At 40.4% G+C, this 19,076-nt stretch carries 16 protein-coding genes; 14 read left to right on the top strand and 2 right to left on the bottom strand.

Translation table 11 applies throughout. The features are described 5' to 3' along the window. Position 1 precedes the first annotated feature (1 nt). The 7 genes from ftsZ to ABD009_RS04965 all read left to right on the top strand — a co-directional run bounded on the left by ftsZ (position 2) and on the right by ABD009_RS04965 (position 10,846). Positions 2 to 1,153 (top strand): cell division protein FtsZ, encoded by a 1,152-nt coding sequence (ftsZ, locus tag ABD009_RS04995; protein ID WP_343823222.1) that lies wholly within the window; start codon positions 2 to 4, stop codon positions 1,151 to 1,153. Between the two features lie 90 nt (positions 1,154 to 1,243). Beyond that, positions 1,244 to 2,155 carry a UDP-3-O-acyl-N-acetylglucosamine deacetylase gene (gene lpxC, locus ABD009_RS04990; protein ID WP_155695675.1) on the top strand — a complete coding sequence of 304 codons (912 nt, stop codon included), beginning with the start codon at positions 1,244 to 1,246 and terminating at the stop codon, positions 2,153 to 2,155. 214 nt (positions 2,156 to 2,369) lie between these two features. After that, positions 2,370 to 3,449, top strand: a complete 1,080-nt coding sequence (hppD, locus tag ABD009_RS04985) for a 4-hydroxyphenylpyruvate dioxygenase (protein WP_155695674.1) — start codon at positions 2,370 to 2,372, stop codon at positions 3,447 to 3,449. 72 nt (positions 3,450 to 3,521) lie between these two features. Further along, the gene (locus tag ABD009_RS04980) at positions 3,522 to 4,067 is read left to right on the top strand and encodes a VOC family protein (RefSeq protein WP_155695673.1); all 546 of its coding nucleotides are present in this window, start codon (positions 3,522 to 3,524) and stop codon (positions 4,065 to 4,067) included. A gap of 10 nt (positions 4,068 to 4,077) precedes the next feature. Next, positions 4,078 to 5,088: a fumarylacetoacetate hydrolase family protein gene (locus ABD009_RS04975; RefSeq protein WP_343823219.1), complete on the top strand. Its 1,011-nt coding sequence runs from the start codon at positions 4,078 to 4,080 to the stop codon at positions 5,086 to 5,088. 156 nt (positions 5,089 to 5,244) lie between these two features. After that, a complete protein-coding gene (locus ABD009_RS04970) occupies positions 5,245 to 7,029 on the top strand; it encodes a patatin-like phospholipase family protein (protein ID WP_343823217.1) in 1,785 nt (594 codons plus the stop codon). Position 7,030: 1 nt separating this feature from the next. After that, a complete protein-coding gene (locus ABD009_RS04965) occupies positions 7,031 to 10,846 on the top strand; it encodes a non-ribosomal peptide synthetase (protein ID WP_343823215.1) in 3,816 nt (1,271 codons plus the stop codon). Between the two features lie 18 nt (positions 10,847 to 10,864). Here ABD009_RS04965 and ABD009_RS04960 read toward each other — a convergent pair whose 3' ends face one another. Together ABD009_RS04960 and ABD009_RS04955 are read right to left on the bottom strand one after the other, a co-directional pair. Then, positions 10,865 to 12,139 (bottom strand): HlyC/CorC family transporter, encoded by a 1,275-nt coding sequence (locus ABD009_RS04960; RefSeq protein ID WP_155695667.1) that lies wholly within the window; start codon positions 12,137 to 12,139, stop codon positions 10,865 to 10,867. 46 nt (positions 12,140 to 12,185) lie between these two features. Beyond that, positions 12,186 to 12,995, bottom strand: coding sequence for a cytochrome C assembly family protein (locus ABD009_RS04955; RefSeq protein WP_155695666.1), 810 nt, complete (start codon positions 12,993 to 12,995; stop codon positions 12,186 to 12,188). Positions 12,996 to 13,212: 217 nt separating this feature from the next. Here ABD009_RS04955 and ffh point away from each other — a divergent pair, with 217 nt between their 5' ends. The 7 genes from ffh to ABD009_RS04920 all read left to right on the top strand — a co-directional run bounded on the left by ffh (position 13,213) and on the right by ABD009_RS04920 (position 18,979). Further along, positions 13,213 to 14,586 (top strand): signal recognition particle protein, encoded by a 1,374-nt coding sequence (ffh, locus tag ABD009_RS04950; protein WP_155695665.1) that lies wholly within the window; start codon positions 13,213 to 13,215, stop codon positions 14,584 to 14,586. A 216-nt stretch (positions 14,587 to 14,802) separates the two neighbouring features. Next, the gene (gene rpsP, locus ABD009_RS04945) at positions 14,803 to 15,051 is read left to right on the top strand and encodes a 30S ribosomal protein S16 (protein ID WP_155695664.1); all 249 of its coding nucleotides are present in this window, start codon (positions 14,803 to 14,805) and stop codon (positions 15,049 to 15,051) included. Positions 15,052 to 15,081: 30 nt separating this feature from the next. After that, entirely contained in the window at positions 15,082 to 15,621 is a 540-nt protein-coding gene (rimM, locus tag ABD009_RS04940) for a ribosome maturation factor RimM (protein WP_155695663.1), read from the top strand. A gap of 5 nt (positions 15,622 to 15,626) precedes the next feature. Next, entirely contained in the window at positions 15,627 to 16,391 is a 765-nt protein-coding gene (trmD, locus tag ABD009_RS04935; protein WP_343823208.1) for a tRNA (guanosine(37)-N1)-methyltransferase TrmD, read from the top strand. Between the two features lie 33 nt (positions 16,392 to 16,424). Then, positions 16,425 to 16,793, top strand: coding sequence for a 50S ribosomal protein L19 (gene rplS / locus ABD009_RS04930; protein WP_155695662.1), 369 nt, complete (start codon positions 16,425 to 16,427; stop codon positions 16,791 to 16,793). An 85-nt stretch (positions 16,794 to 16,878) separates the two neighbouring features. Beyond that, entirely contained in the window at positions 16,879 to 18,015 is a 1,137-nt protein-coding gene (tyrA, locus tag ABD009_RS04925; protein ID WP_425543064.1) for a bifunctional chorismate mutase/prephenate dehydrogenase, read from the top strand. Between the two features lie 121 nt (positions 18,016 to 18,136). Continuing rightward, positions 18,137 to 18,979: an HDOD domain-containing protein gene (locus ABD009_RS04920; RefSeq protein ID WP_155695661.1), complete on the top strand. Its 843-nt coding sequence runs from the start codon at positions 18,137 to 18,139 to the stop codon at positions 18,977 to 18,979. Positions 18,980 to 19,076 lie beyond the last annotated feature (97 nt).

The raw sequence follows: 19,076 nt of genomic DNA, 5'->3' as shown, positions 1-19,076 counted from the left end.
AATGTATGAGTTAATGGATAATCATAACGAAGAAGCAGTCATCAAAGTATTTGGTGTTGGCGGTGGTGGCGGTAACGCAGTTGACCACATGGTTAAAGAGTCTATTGAAGGTGTTGACTTTATTGCTGCGAATACAGATGCGCAAGCATTACGTAATTCAGCTGCAGGTACAACATTACAAATTGGTACTGAAGTAACAAAAGGCTTAGGTGCTGGCGCGAACCCAGAAGTAGGACGACAGTCTGCTTTGGAAGATCGCGAAAATATTGCTGCCGCAATGCAAGGTGCCGATATGGTATTTATTGCAGCCGGCATGGGTGGTGGTACAGGTACAGGTGCCGCTCCAGTTGTTGCTGAAGTTGCTAAAGATTTAGGTATATTAACCGTAGCCGTTGTGACTAAGCCTTTTGCCTTTGAAGGTAAAAAGCGTTTAGCTTTTGCTGATCACGGTATTCAAGACTTGTCTCGTAGTGTTGATTCACTAATTACTATTCCGAATGACAAGCTGTTAAAAGTATTAGGCCCTAAAACTAGTTTATTAGACGCCTTTAAAGAAGCAAACAACGTACTATTAGGGGCGGTTCAGGGTATTGCTGAGCTAATAACTCGCCCAGGATTGATCAATGTTGACTTCGCCGACGTAAAAACAGTGATGTCTGAAATGGGCACGGCTATGATGGGTACAGGTACTGCATCTGGTCCTGATAGAGCGCAAGAAGCTGCAGAAGCGGCTATTGCCTCGCCATTACTTGAAGATATTGACCTTGCTGGTGCCAAAGGTATCTTAGTTAATATCACGGCCGGTATGGATATCAGCATTGAAGAATTTGAAACAGTTGGTAACACAGTAAAAGCATTTGCATCTGAAAATGCAACGGTTGTTGTTGGTGCTGTAATTGACATGGACATGGCTGAAGAGTTGCGTGTTACTGTAGTAGCAACTGGCATCGGCGGTGACAAGCGTGCTGATATTTCGTTGGTACAACAGCCACAAATGACGCATGCAGTAGGTAATACTCAGACGGTTACAGCTAGTAAGCCAACAGCGCAGGCAATGCCTGAGCAAAAAGCATTATTAGAGCCAGAAGAGAAAAAAGACGAAGCAGAAAGCATCTTTGACATTCCTGCTTTTCTTAGAAAACAAGCTGATTAAAAAGTGTACTATTGATCTAAGGTCTGATCTGTCGTATAATGTGCGCCGCTTTTTAGATTAGGTATTAGATAAGAGGTTTATCACGTAAATATGATTAAACAACGTACAATAAAATCACCTGTTACATCAACAGGGATTGGATTACATAAAGGTGAGAAGGTTACATTAACTCTCCGTCCTGCTGCCGAAAATACAGGTATTGTATTTCTGCGCACCGACCTTACGCCTGTAGCTGAGTTTAAGTCGTCTCCTGAATTGGTTGGCGATACTCAAATGTGTACGTGTTTAATTAATGATGCGGGTCAACGCTTGTCTACCACTGAGCATTTAATGGCGGCGATCGCGAGTTTAGCAATTGATAACTTAATTGTTGAAGTAGACGCAGCTGAGATCCCAATTATGGATGGTAGTTCATTACCATTTATATACTTGATGCAACAAGCAGAAGTGATTGAGCAAAACAGCTTACGTCGTTACATTAAAGTGACTAAACCTGTTCGTGTTGACTTAGGCGATAAATGGGCAGAGTTACGTCCATATGATGGTTTTAAAGTTGATTTCAGAATTGAGTTTGATCACCCTGCAATCACACAGTCTAAGCAACGAATTCAGTTAGACATTACGGCTGAGTCGTTTCTAAAGCAAATTAGTCGTGCCCGTACTTTTGGTTTTATGCGAGATATTGAATACTTACGTAACAATAATCTAGCACTAGGCGGAAACATGGATAACGCAATTGTTTTAGATGAATACAGAGTGTTAAACCCAGACGGTCTTCGTTATGAAGATGAGTTTGTGAAGCATAAAATTCTTGACGCTGTTGGTGATTTATATATGACAGGTACTCCGCTGTTAGCAGAGTTTGTTGCATTTAAATCTGGCCATGACTTAAACAACAAAGTTTTGGTTGAGTTAATGAAGCAGCAAGATTGTTGGGAATACGTTACTTTTGGCGAAGAAGCACCAGAAGGCGTGACTGCAGCGATTCCACAAATGGCGTAAAACGCTTTGTGATTAAAAATTCAAATTAGAACGCAGCTTAGTCTGCGTTTTTTTATGCGTAAAGATTTCTTTCCCTTATTTCCTTCGAGCAATTGATAAAGCTTTTCTTGGAACCCATATCTTTTGGTATATTGACGCCCAACATATATAGGCGTTTTGAGCCTTAATAAACTAATAACAATATTAAAGAATTGTAAGAATATAGGGGAAGGTAATGGCTGACTTGTTTGATAACCCAATGGGGTTGAACGGTTTTGAATTTGTAGAATTCTGTGCACCTGAGAAGGGCATTTTAGAAACAATGTTTTCGTCAATGGGCTTTACTAAAGTTGCCCGTCACCGTTCTAAAGACGTTGAATTATGGCGTCAAGGCGACATCAACTTCATTACAAACTATGAAAAAGGCAGCCACGCAGATTATTATGCACAAGAGCATGGTCCTTCAGCGTGTGGTTTAGCATTCCGTGTTAAAGACGCTCAATTTGCACATTCAGAAGCTGTACGTAAAGGTGCGCAACCAGTAGAAGTTGATACTGGTCACATGGAACTTCGTTTACCAGCAATCAAAGGTATTGGCGGCGCTAACTTATATCTTATCGACCGTTATAAAGATGGCGAAAGCATTTATGACATCGACTTTGTATGGCTAGAAGGTGTTGACCGTCGTCCAGAAGGTTGTGGTTTCCACACGTTAGATCACTTAACGCACAATGTTTACCGTGGTCGCATGGGTTACTGGGCTGACTATTACTCAAATCTATTTAACTTCCGCGAAATACGCTACTTTGATATTAAAGGTGAATACACAGGTTTGTTATCCAAAGCGATGACAGCGCCAGACGGTAAAATCCGTATTCCTCTAAACGAAGAAGCTGCCGGTGGTGGTGGTCAAATTGAAGAGTTCTTAATGCAGTATAACGGTGAAGGCATCCAACATATTGCCTTCTCTTGTGATGACTTATTAGCATGTTGGGATAAACTTAAAGCCTCAGGTGTTGAGTTCATGACTGCGCCTCCAGCAACATATTACGAAATGTTGGAAGAGCGTTTACCAGGTCATGGCGAGCCAGTTGATGAACTTAAAATGCGCGGCATTTTATTAGACGGTACTACTGAAGGTGGTCAACCTCGTCTATTGCTTCAAATTTTCTCTGCTCCAGCATTAGGGCCTGTTTTCTTTGAATTTATTCAACGTAAAGAAGATGACGGTTTTGGTGAAGGCAACTTTAAAGCTCTATTTGAATCAATTGAACGTGACCAAGTTGCTCGTGGCGTTATTGGTGACGACAAATAAGTTCGTCGTAAATACTCTGTTTTGTAATCGTGGCTGTAGTTACAGTCACGCCTACATCAAAAAGGTAATATTATGAAAATCAATCGAATTCACCATGTTGCGTATCGCTGTAAAGATGCAAAAGAAACAGTAGAGTTTTACCGTGATCTATTAGATATGGACTTTCAATTGGCCATTGCTGAAGACAAAGTCCCTTCTACCGGCGAACCAGATCCATATATGCATGTGTTTTTAGATGCAGGTCAAGGTAACGTATTAGCATTTTTCGAAATTCCAAATGCACCAGAAATGGGCCGCGATACAAACACTCCAGCTTGGGTACAGCACATTGCATTTGAAGTTGGCTCGATGGACGAATTAACTGAAGCAAAAGATCGTTTAGAAGCGGCTGGTGTTGACGTTTTAGGTCCAACTGACCATACCATCTTTAAGTCTATCTACTTCTTTGATCCAAACGGACACAGAATTGAGTTAGCAGCGAATACTGACAAGCCGGGTATGTTAAACGAATTAAAACGTGTTGCTCCAGATATGTTAGACGAGTGGGCACGAACTAAAAAAGCGCCAAACCATGCAGCATGGTTACACAGTGGCGAAGATTTCAAATCAGAATCGTAAGGAATAATTAATGAAATTAGCAAGTTTAAAGTCTGGTCGTGACGGTCAGCTAGTGGTTGTTAACTCAAGCCTAACAAAAATGATTTCAGCGACAGATGTTGCACCAACGATGCAAGCCGCTATCGATAATTGGTCTGATGCAGAGCCTAAGTTACAAGCGTTATTTTCAAAGCTAGAAAGTGGCGAAGTTGCTGGTGAAGATTTTAATCAAGCCGACTGTCACTCTCCATTACCGCGTGCATATCAATGGGCTGACGGTTCTGCGTATGTAAACCACGTAGAGCTTGTTCGTAAAGCGAGGAATGCAGAAATGCCAGCGAGTTTCTGGACCGATCCTCTAATGTATCAAGGTGGCTCAGACAGCTTTTTAGCGCCACAGTCTCCAATTGTAATGCCAACGACAGAAGGTTTTGGTGTTGATTTTGAAGCTGAAGTTGCAATTATCACTGATGATGTCCCTATGGGCGTAAGTGCAGAAGACGCGCTTAACCACATCAAACTAATCATGATTGTTAACGACGTTTCTTTACGTGGGCTTATCCCTAACGAATTAGGCAAAGGCTTTGGTTTCTTCCAATCTAAACCTTCTAGTGCCTTTGCCCCGGTTTGTGTAACACCTGAACAGTTAGGTGATGCATGGTCTGACGGTAAACTTTCGTTACCGCTTGTTTCGACTTTAAACAACGAAATGTTTGGTAAGCCAGAAGCCGGTGTTGATATGACATTTAACTTTGGCCAACTAGTAGCGCATGCTGCACGTACTCGTCCATTATGTGCGGGTACTGTAATTGGTTCAGGTACAGTGTCTAATAAACTAGATGGCGGCCCAGGAAAGCCAGTTGCTGAAGGTGGAGTAGGTTACAGCTGTTTAGCGGAAATCCGTATGATTGAAACGATTAATCATGGCGAACCTAAAACAGCGTTTATGCAGTTTGGTGACAATATCAAAATTGAAATGTTTGATAAGTCAGGCGAATCTATATTCGGTCAAATAAACCAAGACTTAGTAAAGCAAAGCTAATGCAGCAACGTATTTAAAATACGCTTTACATCAAATAAAAAAAGCCTTGTTTTTCAGCAAGGTTTTTTTGTTTCTAAGGCTTTTCCATAGGCGACAAACGAATTTAAATCTGCCATGATAAATTTATAAGGGTTTATAATTTAAGCAAGGACCAAAATGACAGTTTCCACTAGCGAGTTATTTGAGTTATTAAAAGCCAGTAATGACTTTAGTGAATTGTCTGCTGAGGTGCTATTGGAGCTTGCTAAATCTTTGCGTTTAGAAACGGTGCCAGGCGGCACAAAGTTTATTAAAGAAGGCTCCGACGCTGACTCATTATTTTTGTTAGTGAGTGGACGCTTACGGGTCAGCAGAACAATACATGATGGTAACAAACTCATGTATAACGAAGTATTACCTGGTGATTGTATTGGTGAAACCAGTATGATCTTAAGGCAAGCCAGAACCGCTGATATATCGGCAACTAGAGAGTCAGTGGTTGCGATATTAGATTACCCGCAATATGAAGAGTTAGTAAAACAGTTTCCAGTAGAGCTCAATCGAGCATTTTCAAATGCAATATACCGCCATTTACGCCACGAGCGGCAAGTTGATAAACGACGTCGCGCCCAAAGTTTTTATATTTTACCTATTCACGATTCCATAGATGTAAATGCGTTTAGCGATAGTTTATACATTGCTCTGTCTGAATATGGGAAATGCCAAGTACTCGATGGTCACTACTTTGAAGATGTAGAAAGTCATGGCCGAGAATTAGATCAAATAGAATCCATTAATGATTATATTGTTTTTAAAGGCGCTCCTACCTTTGATGATAAACAAAAAGCGAACTTTGAGCATGCAGATCAATTGGTTTTAGTAGCGGACGGGTCGTTATCAACCGAGTTGTCGCCAATTGAGAATAGTTTACTCGAACACCCTAATTTTTTGTTGATGAGACGTCACTTAGCTTTAGTTTTTCCAGATAAAGCTACCTTTTCAGCCGATCGCCTATTATGGAATAAAGAACGCGATGCAGAACGTGTTTATCCTGTTAAATATAGTCAATTAGGCGACTTTCAGCGGCTGTCACGTTTTCTATTAGAAAAAGCCGTCGGGCTAGTACTTGGCGGCGGTGGCGCAAGAGGTTTTGCACACTTGGGAGTTATCAAGGCCTTTGAAGAAGCGGGCATTCCCATTGATATTATTGGTGGTAACAGTATGGGGGCGTTAATAGGTGCTAGTTATGTTGCCGGGGTTCCCCGAGAACAAATCCACCTAGAGATATTAAAGCATGCAAAAGGCGGGATGAAGCTGACATTCCCAGTTGTTTCAATTATGTCTAATAGAAATTTATCTGGCGCATTTCAGGAAGCGTTAGGCGATATTAATATTGAGAATTTGTGGACACCTTTTTTTGCAGCAGCGTGCAATCTTACTGACGCAGAAACGGCGGTACTTGATCATGGTCCTCTATGGAAAGCCGTACTTGCAAGCAACTCTCCTGCAGGGCTATTTCCGCCGGTGATAAGTGAAGGTAACTTATTGGTGGATGGTGCAATATTAGAGAACGTGCCAGTAAAAGCGATGCGTCAAAGACTGAGTACACCATTAGAGCGACGTCGAGGTAATGGTTTAGTCATTGCCATTGATGTGGATGTGCGAGGACGCTTTTCCGTAGACACAGAAACGCTTGAGTTAAATACATGGAAAAAAGTGAAATCTCATTTCAGTCGTAAACAGGATACCTTGCCAGGTATAGTAGATATATTGATGCAAGTTGCTCATATTGGCGGTTTATCACAGCGTCAACAAACCAAACGTGGTGCCGACATATACCTAGAGCCACCGTTGTCTGAGTATAAAATTATGGACTATAAAAAAGCCGAGCAAATCATAGAAGTGGGCTACCAATTTACGTTGGAACACATAGCTGAATTAAAGGAACAGGCAGGGTTGTAGAATGACTTCAATACCATTATCTGTACCACAAAAGGAAATTTGGACTGAATGGTTAGCTTGGTCAGATCCGCAACACTTAAATATTGGCGGTTATGCGGAACTTAAAGGCGCAATTGATCAATCTGCGCTACAACAGTCTTTAGAGCTACTAGTTAGTGAGAATGAAGCACTAAGGTTAATACCAAATATTTCAGGCTATCAGCAACTATTGCAATCATATTTGCCAAAGTTTGAGTACGTGGATTTAACGAGCAACAGTAATCCAGAACAGGCTTGCATGGATTGGCAGCAAAAGTGGATGTCATGTGAGTTTGATTTACGTACTGATGCTCCGGTACGTTATGCTTTATTAAAAAAGGCAAAGGACGAATATTATTTAGTTATACAAGCAATGCATACGGCGATGGATGGTTGGAGTTTGTCAATTACTCCTCGAAAATGGGCCGATTGTTACCAACGAGTTTTAAGCAATAATGTTCAATTATCACCAAATAAAATTGATTACTTACAATTTGTAAAAGACTCAAACGAGTATCTAGAAGGGCGGATTTTTCAAAGTGACGAAGCCTATTGGAAAGAAAGCTTTTCGGCACTACCAGACCCATTGTTTTTTGAACGTTACGGACAGCCAAGCAATAAAACCGGCGAACTGGCAAAGGCCTATATTTCAAAACACCATATTCAATCCAATTTAGGTGATGCTATCTCTGGTTTTGCTAAGTTAAATCAGAGCACGCCTTTTCAGGTCTATATCGCATTAATTGCTATCTACTTTTTTGAAACACAGAACCTATCAGAGCTCACCATTGGCGTTCCAAATTTAAATAGAGGCGGCAAAAAATACAAAGATACGATAGGCATGTTTGTCTCTGTTTTACCTATTAGTATTAGTTACAGCAAAGAGATGAGTTTTGTAGATTTAGTGGAGCAAATTGCTCGACGTCTAAAAAAGTCTTACCGGCATGCTAAATACCCCTTGAGTGAACAAGCCAAAAGACTTGAAGTGGTTAAGAGCGGCAGGGATAGACTGTTTGATATTATTTTTTCATATGAAGAGTTTGAATTTTCATGCCAATTTGGGGATGCGGTGCTGTCGGAGACAAAACAGACTTTTAACCCGTTTAGCCGATATCCGCTAGCTATTTCACTCTGTAATTTTCTAGATGCTAAAGATATTGAAATGGTTATTGAAAGCGGCAGCAACTTCTTTTCTGCTGCAGAAAGTGATTGGTTTGGCGCTCGGCTAATTAGTATTGCCGAACAGCTAATAATTGAGAACAAAACCGTTTCGCAACTAGAGTTATGTGCACCAGCTGAGCTGGCATTAAAAGTAAAACAATACGAACGAGGCGTGACTAAACTCGACCACGAAACATTTGCGCAAAACATAATTAACACATCCTTGGTTGTGCCAAAAAGTATCGCCTTAATTTCAGATCAAATCGAAGTTAATTATCAACAATTGGTAATTGCGGCAGCCTTGTTGGCTGAAGAGCTTTTAAAAGCAGAGGTGAAAGCGGGAGACTCAGTAGTTCTTGGCTTAACTCGTGGGCCTGAAGTTGTGGTTGCTATGTTAGCGTGTAGCTTTATGGGCGCGGTATTTGTACCAATTGATTTAGACTGGCCTGACTCTCGAATTGCCAGCATTCAAAAACAAACAAATTGCACAGCGGTGTTTGTAAATAGTGAGAATAAGCGAAAATTTAACGGTCATCTCGTTGTTATTGAGCTGGCTGATCTTATAAAGCAGAGCTACCCGCTTGGTGACCTTGTTAAGTTTAATCAAATAAACTGTGAAACGGCATATACGCTGTTTACCTCAGGTACAACAGGGCAACCTAAAGGGGTATCAATTGGCCATTTGGCATTAAAAAATCGCTTAAATTGGATAGTAGAAAACTGGGGCATCACCTCAAGTGATCGGTCACTGCAAGCAACACAAATTAATTTTGATCCTTCATTAATAGAAATGCTGGTGCCATTAATGGCAGGTGGAAGTGTTGCATTTCCTAAAGCAGGAAGGTTGCTACCAGAGTGGTTACCGTCGTTATTAGTAAAGTTTAATGCAACTATGATGGCTTTTGTGCCCTCAACCTTAGCCAGATTTATAGATGGTTTGATACCCAACCAAAGTTTACCGTTACGCGTGTGTTGCTGTGGTGGGGAGGTTCTTTCGTATGAAATTGCGCAACGTTTTGGTGAAGTAACGGGCGCTCAGTTATACAATGTATATGGACCCACAGAGGCAACTATTTTTTGTACTTCATGGCATGTGCATCCTCAAGCGGTTCAAAGCCGAAATATGCCTGTTGGCAAAGCGATAGCCAATACTCAAATAGTCATTTTAAATGAAAGAGATCAAGTTCAGCCATTTGGTGTTACTGGAGAGGTTTATATTGCTGGGGCTAGCTTAGCGAACGGTTACGTTGGCAATGATAAAGAAACAAATCAAAAATTCCGACACTTTGAGCCACCTTTACTAGGTCATGCAACTCTATATAAAACCGGTGACTTAGGTTGGCTTGACTGTGACGGTGTGCTTCATTTTTCTGGCCGAAGTGATAGGCAAATTAAACTTCGCGGTTATCGTATTGAACTTAATGAAATAGAAAATGCTATTTTATCTGTTCCAGGTGTGGTCCAGGCCGCTTGTAAGCTGGTAAAAGGAAATACATCTGAGAGTATTCATGCTTGGTATAGTACTAAGCAATCAATAGCATTAGAGACCGTTAGAAGTCAGCTAGCGCAGCTATTACCAGACTACATGTTGCCGCAAAGAATAATGATGATAGATAACATGCCTTTAACCGACAATGAAAAGATAGATTATAAAGAGCTACCTATTATTCATTCAGTGGAGGTGTTAAAGACCGCACGAGACCCGATTGGCGACTTAGAAACAAAGATCCTTGAATTGTGGAAAAAAGCATTGGGAAATGACTCACTGCATGTAAATAGTCACTTTTTTGAAGCTGGAGCCGATTCATTGACTGCCGTTGTGGCGCTCAACGACATTGAAAATATAGTAAACAAAAAATTATCTTTGCACCAATTGGTGGCAAATCCCACTGTTGCCAGCTTAGTCGAGTGTATAAATGGCGAACTGAATAAACCAAATTTGCTCGTTAGTTTAGGCGACACAACTCGCACTGCTAGTTTATATGTGGCCGCTTCAGGTAATGGCGATTTACTAAGATTTAAGTCACTGGCTAATTGTATGAATGGCGTATCCGATTTACATATGTTGCAACCACCGGGTTCAACAAAAAAAATATCGATTCAAGAGTTAGCGGCTCTTTACGCTGATAAGATTGCGAGTCGAGGTAGTAAGTCTATTTATTTAGCTGGTTTTTCGGTTGGTGGACTTGTGGCCGTTGAAACGGCTCGAAATTTACGCTTAAGAGGCATTGAAGTAAAAACGGTATTTATTGTTGATACGATATTGATGAAAATGCCGCTAATAATAATCTGGTTATGGCAGGGGTTAGCCAGTGTGTTGGCTAAACTGCACGCGGCAAGACAACGGACATCAGGCTCCAAAGTACTTAGTGCGATACAAGATAGAGGCTTGTTAATGCAAGTTTCAGCAATGCGAAATCATGTTTTGGCACCTTACGATGGTGATACCGTTCTCATCAAATCATCGGCCTATCGCTGGATACATGGAGCTTTGCTTGGCGGTTGGAGAAAGGTCATGAATGGCAGGTTAAAGGAAGTAGAGATAGAAACGTCTCACAGTCATTTTTTTGAACCTGGGAAGGTAGATCAACTGGCCAATGTTTTGAAACGTGAAATAAACAAAAAAGACAGCGATTAGGCTGTCTTTTTTTTGAAGTTAATCGTTCGAACTTGTTTCAGGAGGGTGTATTTTTGCCTTAGAAACTTTATTGTCATCTACATCAATAATTTCGATTGGATAGCCTGAAATATTAATACAAACGCCTATCTCAGGAATTTCTTCCATAAACTCTAAAATTAGGCCGTTGATTGTTTTCGGTCCATCAATAGGAAGGTCCCAAGTCATCTCTTTATTGATTTCACGAATATTCGCACTACCTTCAATGACAAAAGAACCATCTTTTTGTTCTTCAACTTCGTCGCTGGTGTAAACCGCAATACCCGTTGTAAAGTCACCAACAATTTCTTCTAAAATATCTTCTAAAGTAAACAAACCTTGAATATCACCATATTCATCAACAACTAAACCGATACGCTCTTTGTTTTGTTGTAGCTTTTGCATCAAGGTAATAATTGAAGTGCCTTCAGGGGTGAAATAAATTTCACGTACCGCTCGTAACAAGTTGTTCTTAGTAAAGTCGTCTTTTGATAGTAAGCGTAGCGCGTCACGCACATGAATAAAGCCCACTGCATCGTCAATGTTGTCACGATACAATAATAATCGCGTATGCTGTGCGTTGGTAAGACCGCGTTGTAAGTCTTTCCAGTCATCATTGATATCTAGCGCATAAATCTCATTTCTAGGCACCATGATGTCTTCTACAGTTATATTTTCAATATCTAAAAGATTCACCAACATGTTTTGATGTTTGTCTTCTAAAAGACCGCCGGACTCATTAACTACAGTCCTTAACTCTTCACTACTTAAGCTGTGTTCCTGTCTATCTTTGGCGCTAATTCTAAGCATAATCAAAATGCCATTTGTGATGTAATTTACAATTAATACAAATGGGTAGAGTATTTTCATCAATATATTGAGAACCCAAGAACTTGGGTAGGCAATTTTTTCTGGGTGTAACGCAGCTAAAGTTTTTGGCGTTACTTCGGCAAAAATTAAGATAATAAAAGTTAAAACGAAGGCTGCAACAGCAAGTCCAACGTCACCGTATAGTCGCTGGCCAATTTCGGCTGCAAGAAATGACGCGCCAATGTTCACTAAGTTATTACCAATTAGGATCAGGCCAATTAATTGATCTGGACGCTCCATCATTTTTGAAACGCGAATTGCTCCTTTGTGCCCTTCGTTTTGAAGGTGCTTCAAGCGATACTTGTTGAGTGCCATAAGGCCAGTTTCAGAACTTGAAAAATATGCAGAAACAAAGATAAGTGCCGCTAGTGCAATAAATAGCGTACTCGTTGATATGTCGTCCAAGCAGGTGTTTCCTATATAGTGTTACGTAAAATTTAGTATGAGTGATTTAGTTTAAAAGTATCTCTTTTACAAAGCGACTACCAAAATAAGCCAACGACAGTATAACAGCAGCAATTACGGTGGCAAATGCGCTATTTGTGCCGCGCCAGCCGTAAACTTTATGGCCTATGGTTAATATTAAAAATATACCCCAAGCAATAAGTGATAAAGCGGTTTTATGTGCATATTCTTTGGATAACATGGTATCTAAAAACATAAAGCCTGTAAGCAAAGCTGCGGTAAGTAAAACAAGGCCTAATGCCATTAAATTAAAATGCTGTCGCTCAACAATGTTTAGCGGTGGTAAAAATGAGTTAAGTGATAAGGTTTTAGCTTTCAACTTTGAGTCGATGTAGTGAAATTGGATGGCGTATAAGGAAGCCATGACCAAAATACAATATGCACCTACTGATAATGCAATATGAACCACAAGTGCAATAGAAGACGCCGTAACTCCCCCAGTATATAAAGCTGAGCTTAGCGGAGTTGCTAGTAGTAGTAAGCTGAGTAATGCTGAAAATCCGGTAGTAACAATAATCATCATTGGATTTAGCTGTTTTATAGAACGAACCACAACGGCTAAGTTAATTAGTCCTGCAATTAATAAGGACATAGAGGCGAGTGACAAGTGGATTTGATTGTCTATATACAATGCTTGTCTAGCAATAACTAGTTGAATGGCAGTGGATAAAACTGAAACCAACAAAATCGCTTTAGCGTTCGTCGCACTTTTAGAGTAAATAGATTTGGCACACAACACTGAGCTCGCTAAAAAGCCAATAAAACAAGTTATTAGGCCTAACTCAATAAACGTCACTGTGGATTCCTTAAATATGTTCTTTTATTTGCAAACAAGAGACAGAAAAATAACATGAAAGTTAATCATAAACTATAAAAGAAATGCCAGTTAGGCACTTTGATGGGTGCTTAACTATATTTTAATCTTGCACCTGTATATAATCGCCCCAATAGTACATTTAAATATAGTAATAAATTCATTATTACTGAGTCATTATAAAGAGCAGCGATAATTCATGTTTAGTAATTTATCCGATCGTTTATCCGCTTCATTGAAAAAAATCAGTGGTCGCGGCCGTCTGACAGAAGACAATATTAAAGACACTCTGCGTGAAGTTCGTATGGCTTTATTAGAAGCCGACGTAGCCTTACCAGTAGTAAGAGAATTCGTAAAATCCGTAAAAGAAAGAGCGGTAGGTGAAGAAGTTGGTAAGAGCCTAACTCCAGGCCAAGTATTCGTTAAGATTGTTCAGGGTGAGCTTGAAAAAGCCATGGGCGAAAAAAACGAAGACTTAAACCTTGCTGCTCAACCTCCAGCCGTTGTAATGATGGCGGGTTTACAAGGTGCTGGTAAAACAACATCGGTAGGTAAGTTAGCTAAGTTCCTTAAAGAAAAGAAAAAGAAATCTGTATTGGTTGTGAGTGCTGACGTTTATCGCCCGGCTGCGATAAAACAGTTAGAAACGCTTGCAGCAGAAGTAGATGTAGAGTTTTTCCCAAGTACAGTTGAACAAAAGCCTATTGATATTGTTAATGGTGCGATTGCTCACGCGAAGAAAAAATTCTTTGATGTGTTGCTGGTAGATACTGCTGGTCGTTTGGCCATTGATGAAGCCATGATGGGTGAAATTAAAGACCTGCATGCTGCTGTAAACCCAGTTGAAACTTTATTTGTTGTTGATGCAATGACAGGTCAAGATGCCGCAAATACAGCTAAGGCGTTTAATGAGGCGCTTCCTTTAACCGGTGTCATCCTTACTAAAGCTGATGGTGATGCAAGAGGTGGTGCTGCACTGTCGATACGTCATATTACCGGTAAACCAATTAAGTTTATTGGTATGGGTGAGAAGATTGATGCGTTAGACCCGTTCCATCCTGAGCGTATTGCTAGTCGTATTTTAGGTATGGGCGACGTACTTTCCCTTGTTGAGCAAATTGAATCTAAAATAGATAAAGACAAAGCTGAGAAAGTCGCTAAAAAAGTGATGAAAGGTCAAGGCTTTGACTTAGAAGATTTTAAAGACCAGCTAACGCAAATGCGTGGCATGGGTGGTATGTCTAGTTTAATGGATAAGATGCCAGGTATGGGAAATATTCCTGATGCCGTAAAAGGGCAAGTTAATGATAAGCAGTTTAATCAAATGGAAGCCATCATTAACTCTATGACTAAAAAAGAGCGAAAGCATCCTGAAGTCATTAAAGGTTCAAGAAAGCGTCGTATTGCTGCAGGTAGTGGAACGCAGGTACAAGACGTAAATCGTCTGTTGAAGCAATTTACTCAAATGCAAAAAATGATGAAAAAAATGAAAGGCGGCGGCTTAATGAAAATGATGCGCGGTATGGGTGGCGGAATGCCAAAAATGCCAGGTGGTTTTCCTAAGTTAAAATAAAACAAAACCTTTTATTAAACAAAAGTACTGCAAATTCAGCTTAAAATAGCGCACTTAAAGTAAAATTCTTTCCAACGGGTCATTATTCAATGGCCCGTTTTTGTTATTACCACTTGAAATTTTCCTCCAGATCCGTACAATTGCGCGACCTTTTTTAGGGTGTCTAAAAAGGGTGGTGAATTTTCACCTTAACCATTAGTAATAATTGAGGAAATTATGGTAACTATTCGTTTAGCTCGTGGTGGCGCGAAAAAACGTCCATTCTACTCAGTCGTTGTTGCAGATAGCCGCCGTTCACGTGACGGTCGTTTCATTGAGAAAATCGGCTTCTTCAACCCAATCGCGACTGGTCAAGAAGAAAAAGTTCGTATCGATTTAGATCGTATTGAACATTGGGTAGCTACAGGTGCACAACTTTCTGATCGTGTTGCAAAAATCGTTAAAGACGCTAAGAAAGCGGCTTAATTGATTACGCAATTAAGTGAAGGTAAATAAATGAGTCAGTTAAAACAATCAGACGAGTTCATACTAGTCGGTAAAATCGGTGCTTCATATGGCATCAAAGGCTGGTTCAAGATAAATGCCTACACTGAGGTTCCCGAAGGGATCTTTGATTATAGTCCTTGGCGCGTAAGCCTCAATGGACAGCAGCATCTAGTGAAGGTTGCCGATTGGCGCCGACACAACAAAGGCCTGATTGCTAAGTTTGATGGTGTAGATTCAATAAACGATGCTGAAGCTTGGCTTCATGCTGAAGTTTTTGTTGAAGCCCAACAACTTCCTGAGTTAGAAGAAGATGAGTTTTACTGGCGTGACCTTAAGGGCATGAAAGTAATAAACGATTCTGGCTATAACCTAGGTACAGTATCTGGCTTGATGGAAACGGGTTCAAATGACGTTTTAGTAGTCGATGCAAATGCTAAAGATGCATTCGGCAAAACTGAAAGGTTGATTCCGTATATTCAGGATGACGTGATCAAATCAGTCAACAAGGAAGAAAACACCATTACGGTGGACTGGGATCCAGGATTCTGACAAATATGAATTGTCAGTTGTGGTTAGGCGTTGTTTCGCTCTTTCCAGAAATGTTTGACGCGATTACGCAGCAAGGCGTGATTAGTCGAGCCATCAAAAACGGAACTATAGAGTTCAATGCGTGGAATCCTAGAGATTTTACACATGACCGACATAGAACAGTTGATGACAGACCTTATGGCGGCGGCCCTGGTATGTTAATGATGGTGCAACCTTTAACTGATGCAATTCGCGCAGCGAAAACAGCAGCAGGGGAAGGGGCTAAAGTGATTTACTTGTCTCCGCAAGGCAAAAAGTTGAATCACGAAGGTGTTAAACAACTAGCACAAAACAAAAAGTTAGTGTTAGTCGCGGGTCGATATGAAGGAATAGATGAACGAGTGATTCAATCGGAAGTCGATGAAGAATGGTCGATTGGAGATTTTGTTCTAAGTGGCGGTGAGTTACCGGCTATGACATTGATTGATTCAGTGTCGAGAATGATTCCAGGTGTATTAGGACATAATTTGTCCGCAGAGCAGGATTCGTTTGCAGACGGTTTACTAGATTGTCCACATTACACAAGACCTGAAGTACTGGCAGACCAACGGGTGCCAGATGTATTGCTTAGCGGCAATCATGAAAAAATCCGACAGTGGCGATTAAAAGAGTCATTGGGTAGAACCTGGTTGCGAAGACCTGATTTAATTAACAATCTAGCTCTGACTGATGAGCAACAGCGTTTGTTAAACGAGTTCCTTAGTGAACAAGAGACAAATGACGTTGTTTAGATATGCAGTGAATCCTAGAAAAGTGAGAATATAATGAGAAAAGTTAGTCAAAACATCATTAAGGCTCTAGAAGAAGAGCAAATGAAGACTGATGTTCCAGCATTTATGCCTGGTGACACAGTAGTTGTAAAAGTACGCGTAAAAGAAGGCAACAAAGAGCGTCTTCAGGCGTTTGAAGGATTTGTATTAGCGAAGAGAAATCGCGGTTTACACTCTGCTTTCACAGTACGTAAAATTTCTAACGGTGAAGGTATTGAGCGTACATTCCAAACGCACAGCCCAGTTATCGATAGCATCGAAGTGAAACGTCGTGGTGACGTACGTCGCGCTAAACTTTACTACATGCGTGAGCGTTCTGGTAAGTCAGCACGTATCAAAGAAAAGTTATCTTTCAAGAAGTAAACTTGTTTACTCGATGTTAAAAGAGGAGCACACGGTGCTCCTTTTTTTATGCTATAAAGAAAAACCATAGACTGAAAAGCGAGTCATCGTCGTGTCATTAACAGATTTACGTGAAGAGATTGATTCAATTGACACCCAGTTGGTTGAGTTGTTAGCAAGACGCCAAAAAATCACAGGTAAAGTGGGCGCATATAAGAAAACCATTGGTAAGGCGATTTACGATCCCGTAAGAGAGGCCGAGCTGATTGCGGAAAGAAGAACGCTTGCTGAGTCATTAAGTGTTAGCCCAGACCTAATTGAAGACTTGCTTCGACGTATTATGCGAGAGTCTTATCAAAGCCAGCACAATTCCTATAGATGTTTACTGCCGAATACAAAGGTTGTGGTTGTTGGTGGCGCAGGTGCTCTAGGTAGCCGCTTTGTTGATATGTTTAATCGCTCTGGTTATGAAGTCGTTGTATTTGAAGAGTCGGACTGGCCAAATGCAGGAGCTATTTTTTCCGATGCCAAACTCGTAATCATTTCAGTTCCTATTCAAGTTACAGAATCTGTTATTTCCCAACTGCCTAAGCTTAATGAAGAATGTATATTGGCAGATTTAACCTCACTCAAGCATCAACCGCTGCAAGCTATGTTAGAGCAACACAATGGTCCTGTTGTTGGATTACACCCTATGTTTGGTCCAGATGTACCTAACTTTGTAAAACAGGTAGTGGTAGTTTGTGATGGCCGTGACGAGCATAAGTATCAATGGCTTATAGAACAGTTAAAGTTATGGGGCGCAATATTAGAAGTTGATCAGGCAAAACAACATGATTCAAGCATGGAGATTATCCAGGCCATGCGTCACTTTACTACTTATGTCTACGGTCGGTTCTTGGCAAAACAAGATCCAAATTTAGATCAGTTGTTAAGACTGAGCTCTCCAATTTATCGTCTAGAATTAGCAATGACCGGACGACTGTTTGCTCAAAACTCACAATTGTATGCAGACATTATTTATAGTGCTGAGGATATTGAGACGTTAGCGGAAAGTTTTTGCTCAGAATTGACCAGCGCACTGAGCGATTTAAAGAACAAAGACAAGGTCGCCTTCAAGCAATCATTTGAAGGTGTTGCCAATTGGTTTGGTGATACATCAAGTCAGTTTCTTGTTGAGAGCCGAACAATGCTAAAAACTGCGCACGACGCAAAGTCAGTTAAGCAGTTGAGTAGCAAATAAAAAAAATAAATTTTTATGTAAAATTATCGTGTTGAAAATTGGCGAAAGTAAGGGACTACGACTAAAATATTCAGGAATAGAAAATTCGTTAAGTTAAATCCGAGACTTTAAAGGACCCTTTATGTCTACCGAAAATGCACTATTAACAATTTTGGTCGAAAAGATTCAGAGCGACTCTTTAGTACTTCCTACATTACCTGAAATAGCTATAAAAATTCGAGAAGCAGCTGACGATCCAGATGTTAATCTTCATATGATGGCAGGGGTTATTGCACAAGATCCTGCCTTGTCAGCGCGTTTAGTTAAAGTCGCCAATAGTGCTTTTATGGGTCGTTCGGTGAAAGTGGAATCACTTAATCAAGCCGTTACTCGTATTGGTTTAAGGCAGATTAAAAACATAGCGACAGCGATTGCTATGGAACAGCTTTTTGTTTCTAAAAATGATCTTGTCCGTGAGTATATGAGCAAGTCTTGGGAAAAAACGGTTAACGTTGCTTGTGTTGCAATAGCGACAATGCAACATTGGCAAAAAGATCATAAGCACGAGTCCATCAATATCGATACCTTAACGCTTGCTGCTTTAGTACATAGCATTGGTGTATTGCCAATTTTGACAGAAGCGGAGAGACACGAAGAGGTTTTTGCAAATCCAAGTTTCTTAGAAGCGGCGATTAAACGCATGGGCGGAAAGCTTGGCGGCGCTATTATGCGTTCATGGGATTTCTCAGGAGACTTTATTGAAATTGCCGAAAAGTGGAATGATCTTGATTATCAAACTGAGTCTGTAAACTACATCGACTTTGTAAGAGTAGGTGCCCTGTATAATGACTTACTTTGTAAAGGACAAGCTGATATTGATAAGTATGAGCTTTATGTCGAAAAAGGCGTGGTTGATGATATTGCTTACTTTAAAACAGATGAGTTTGCCAAAGCACTAGGCGATATTAAATCTGTATTTGCATAGCTGTTACAAGAAAGATATTACAAGCATAAATGTCTTAGGCAAAGGTTGAGAGTCTATTTACTAGTTTCAGCCTAGGCTTTACTACTAATGTTAAATA

The organism is Psychrosphaera haliotis (assembly GCF_039523615.1).
Classification (GTDB): Bacteria; Pseudomonadota; Gammaproteobacteria; order Enterobacterales; family Alteromonadaceae; genus Psychrosphaera; species Psychrosphaera haliotis.
The sequence above is the reverse complement of the archived record's forward strand: the minus strand, read 5'-3'. Positions and strand labels throughout refer to the sequence as shown.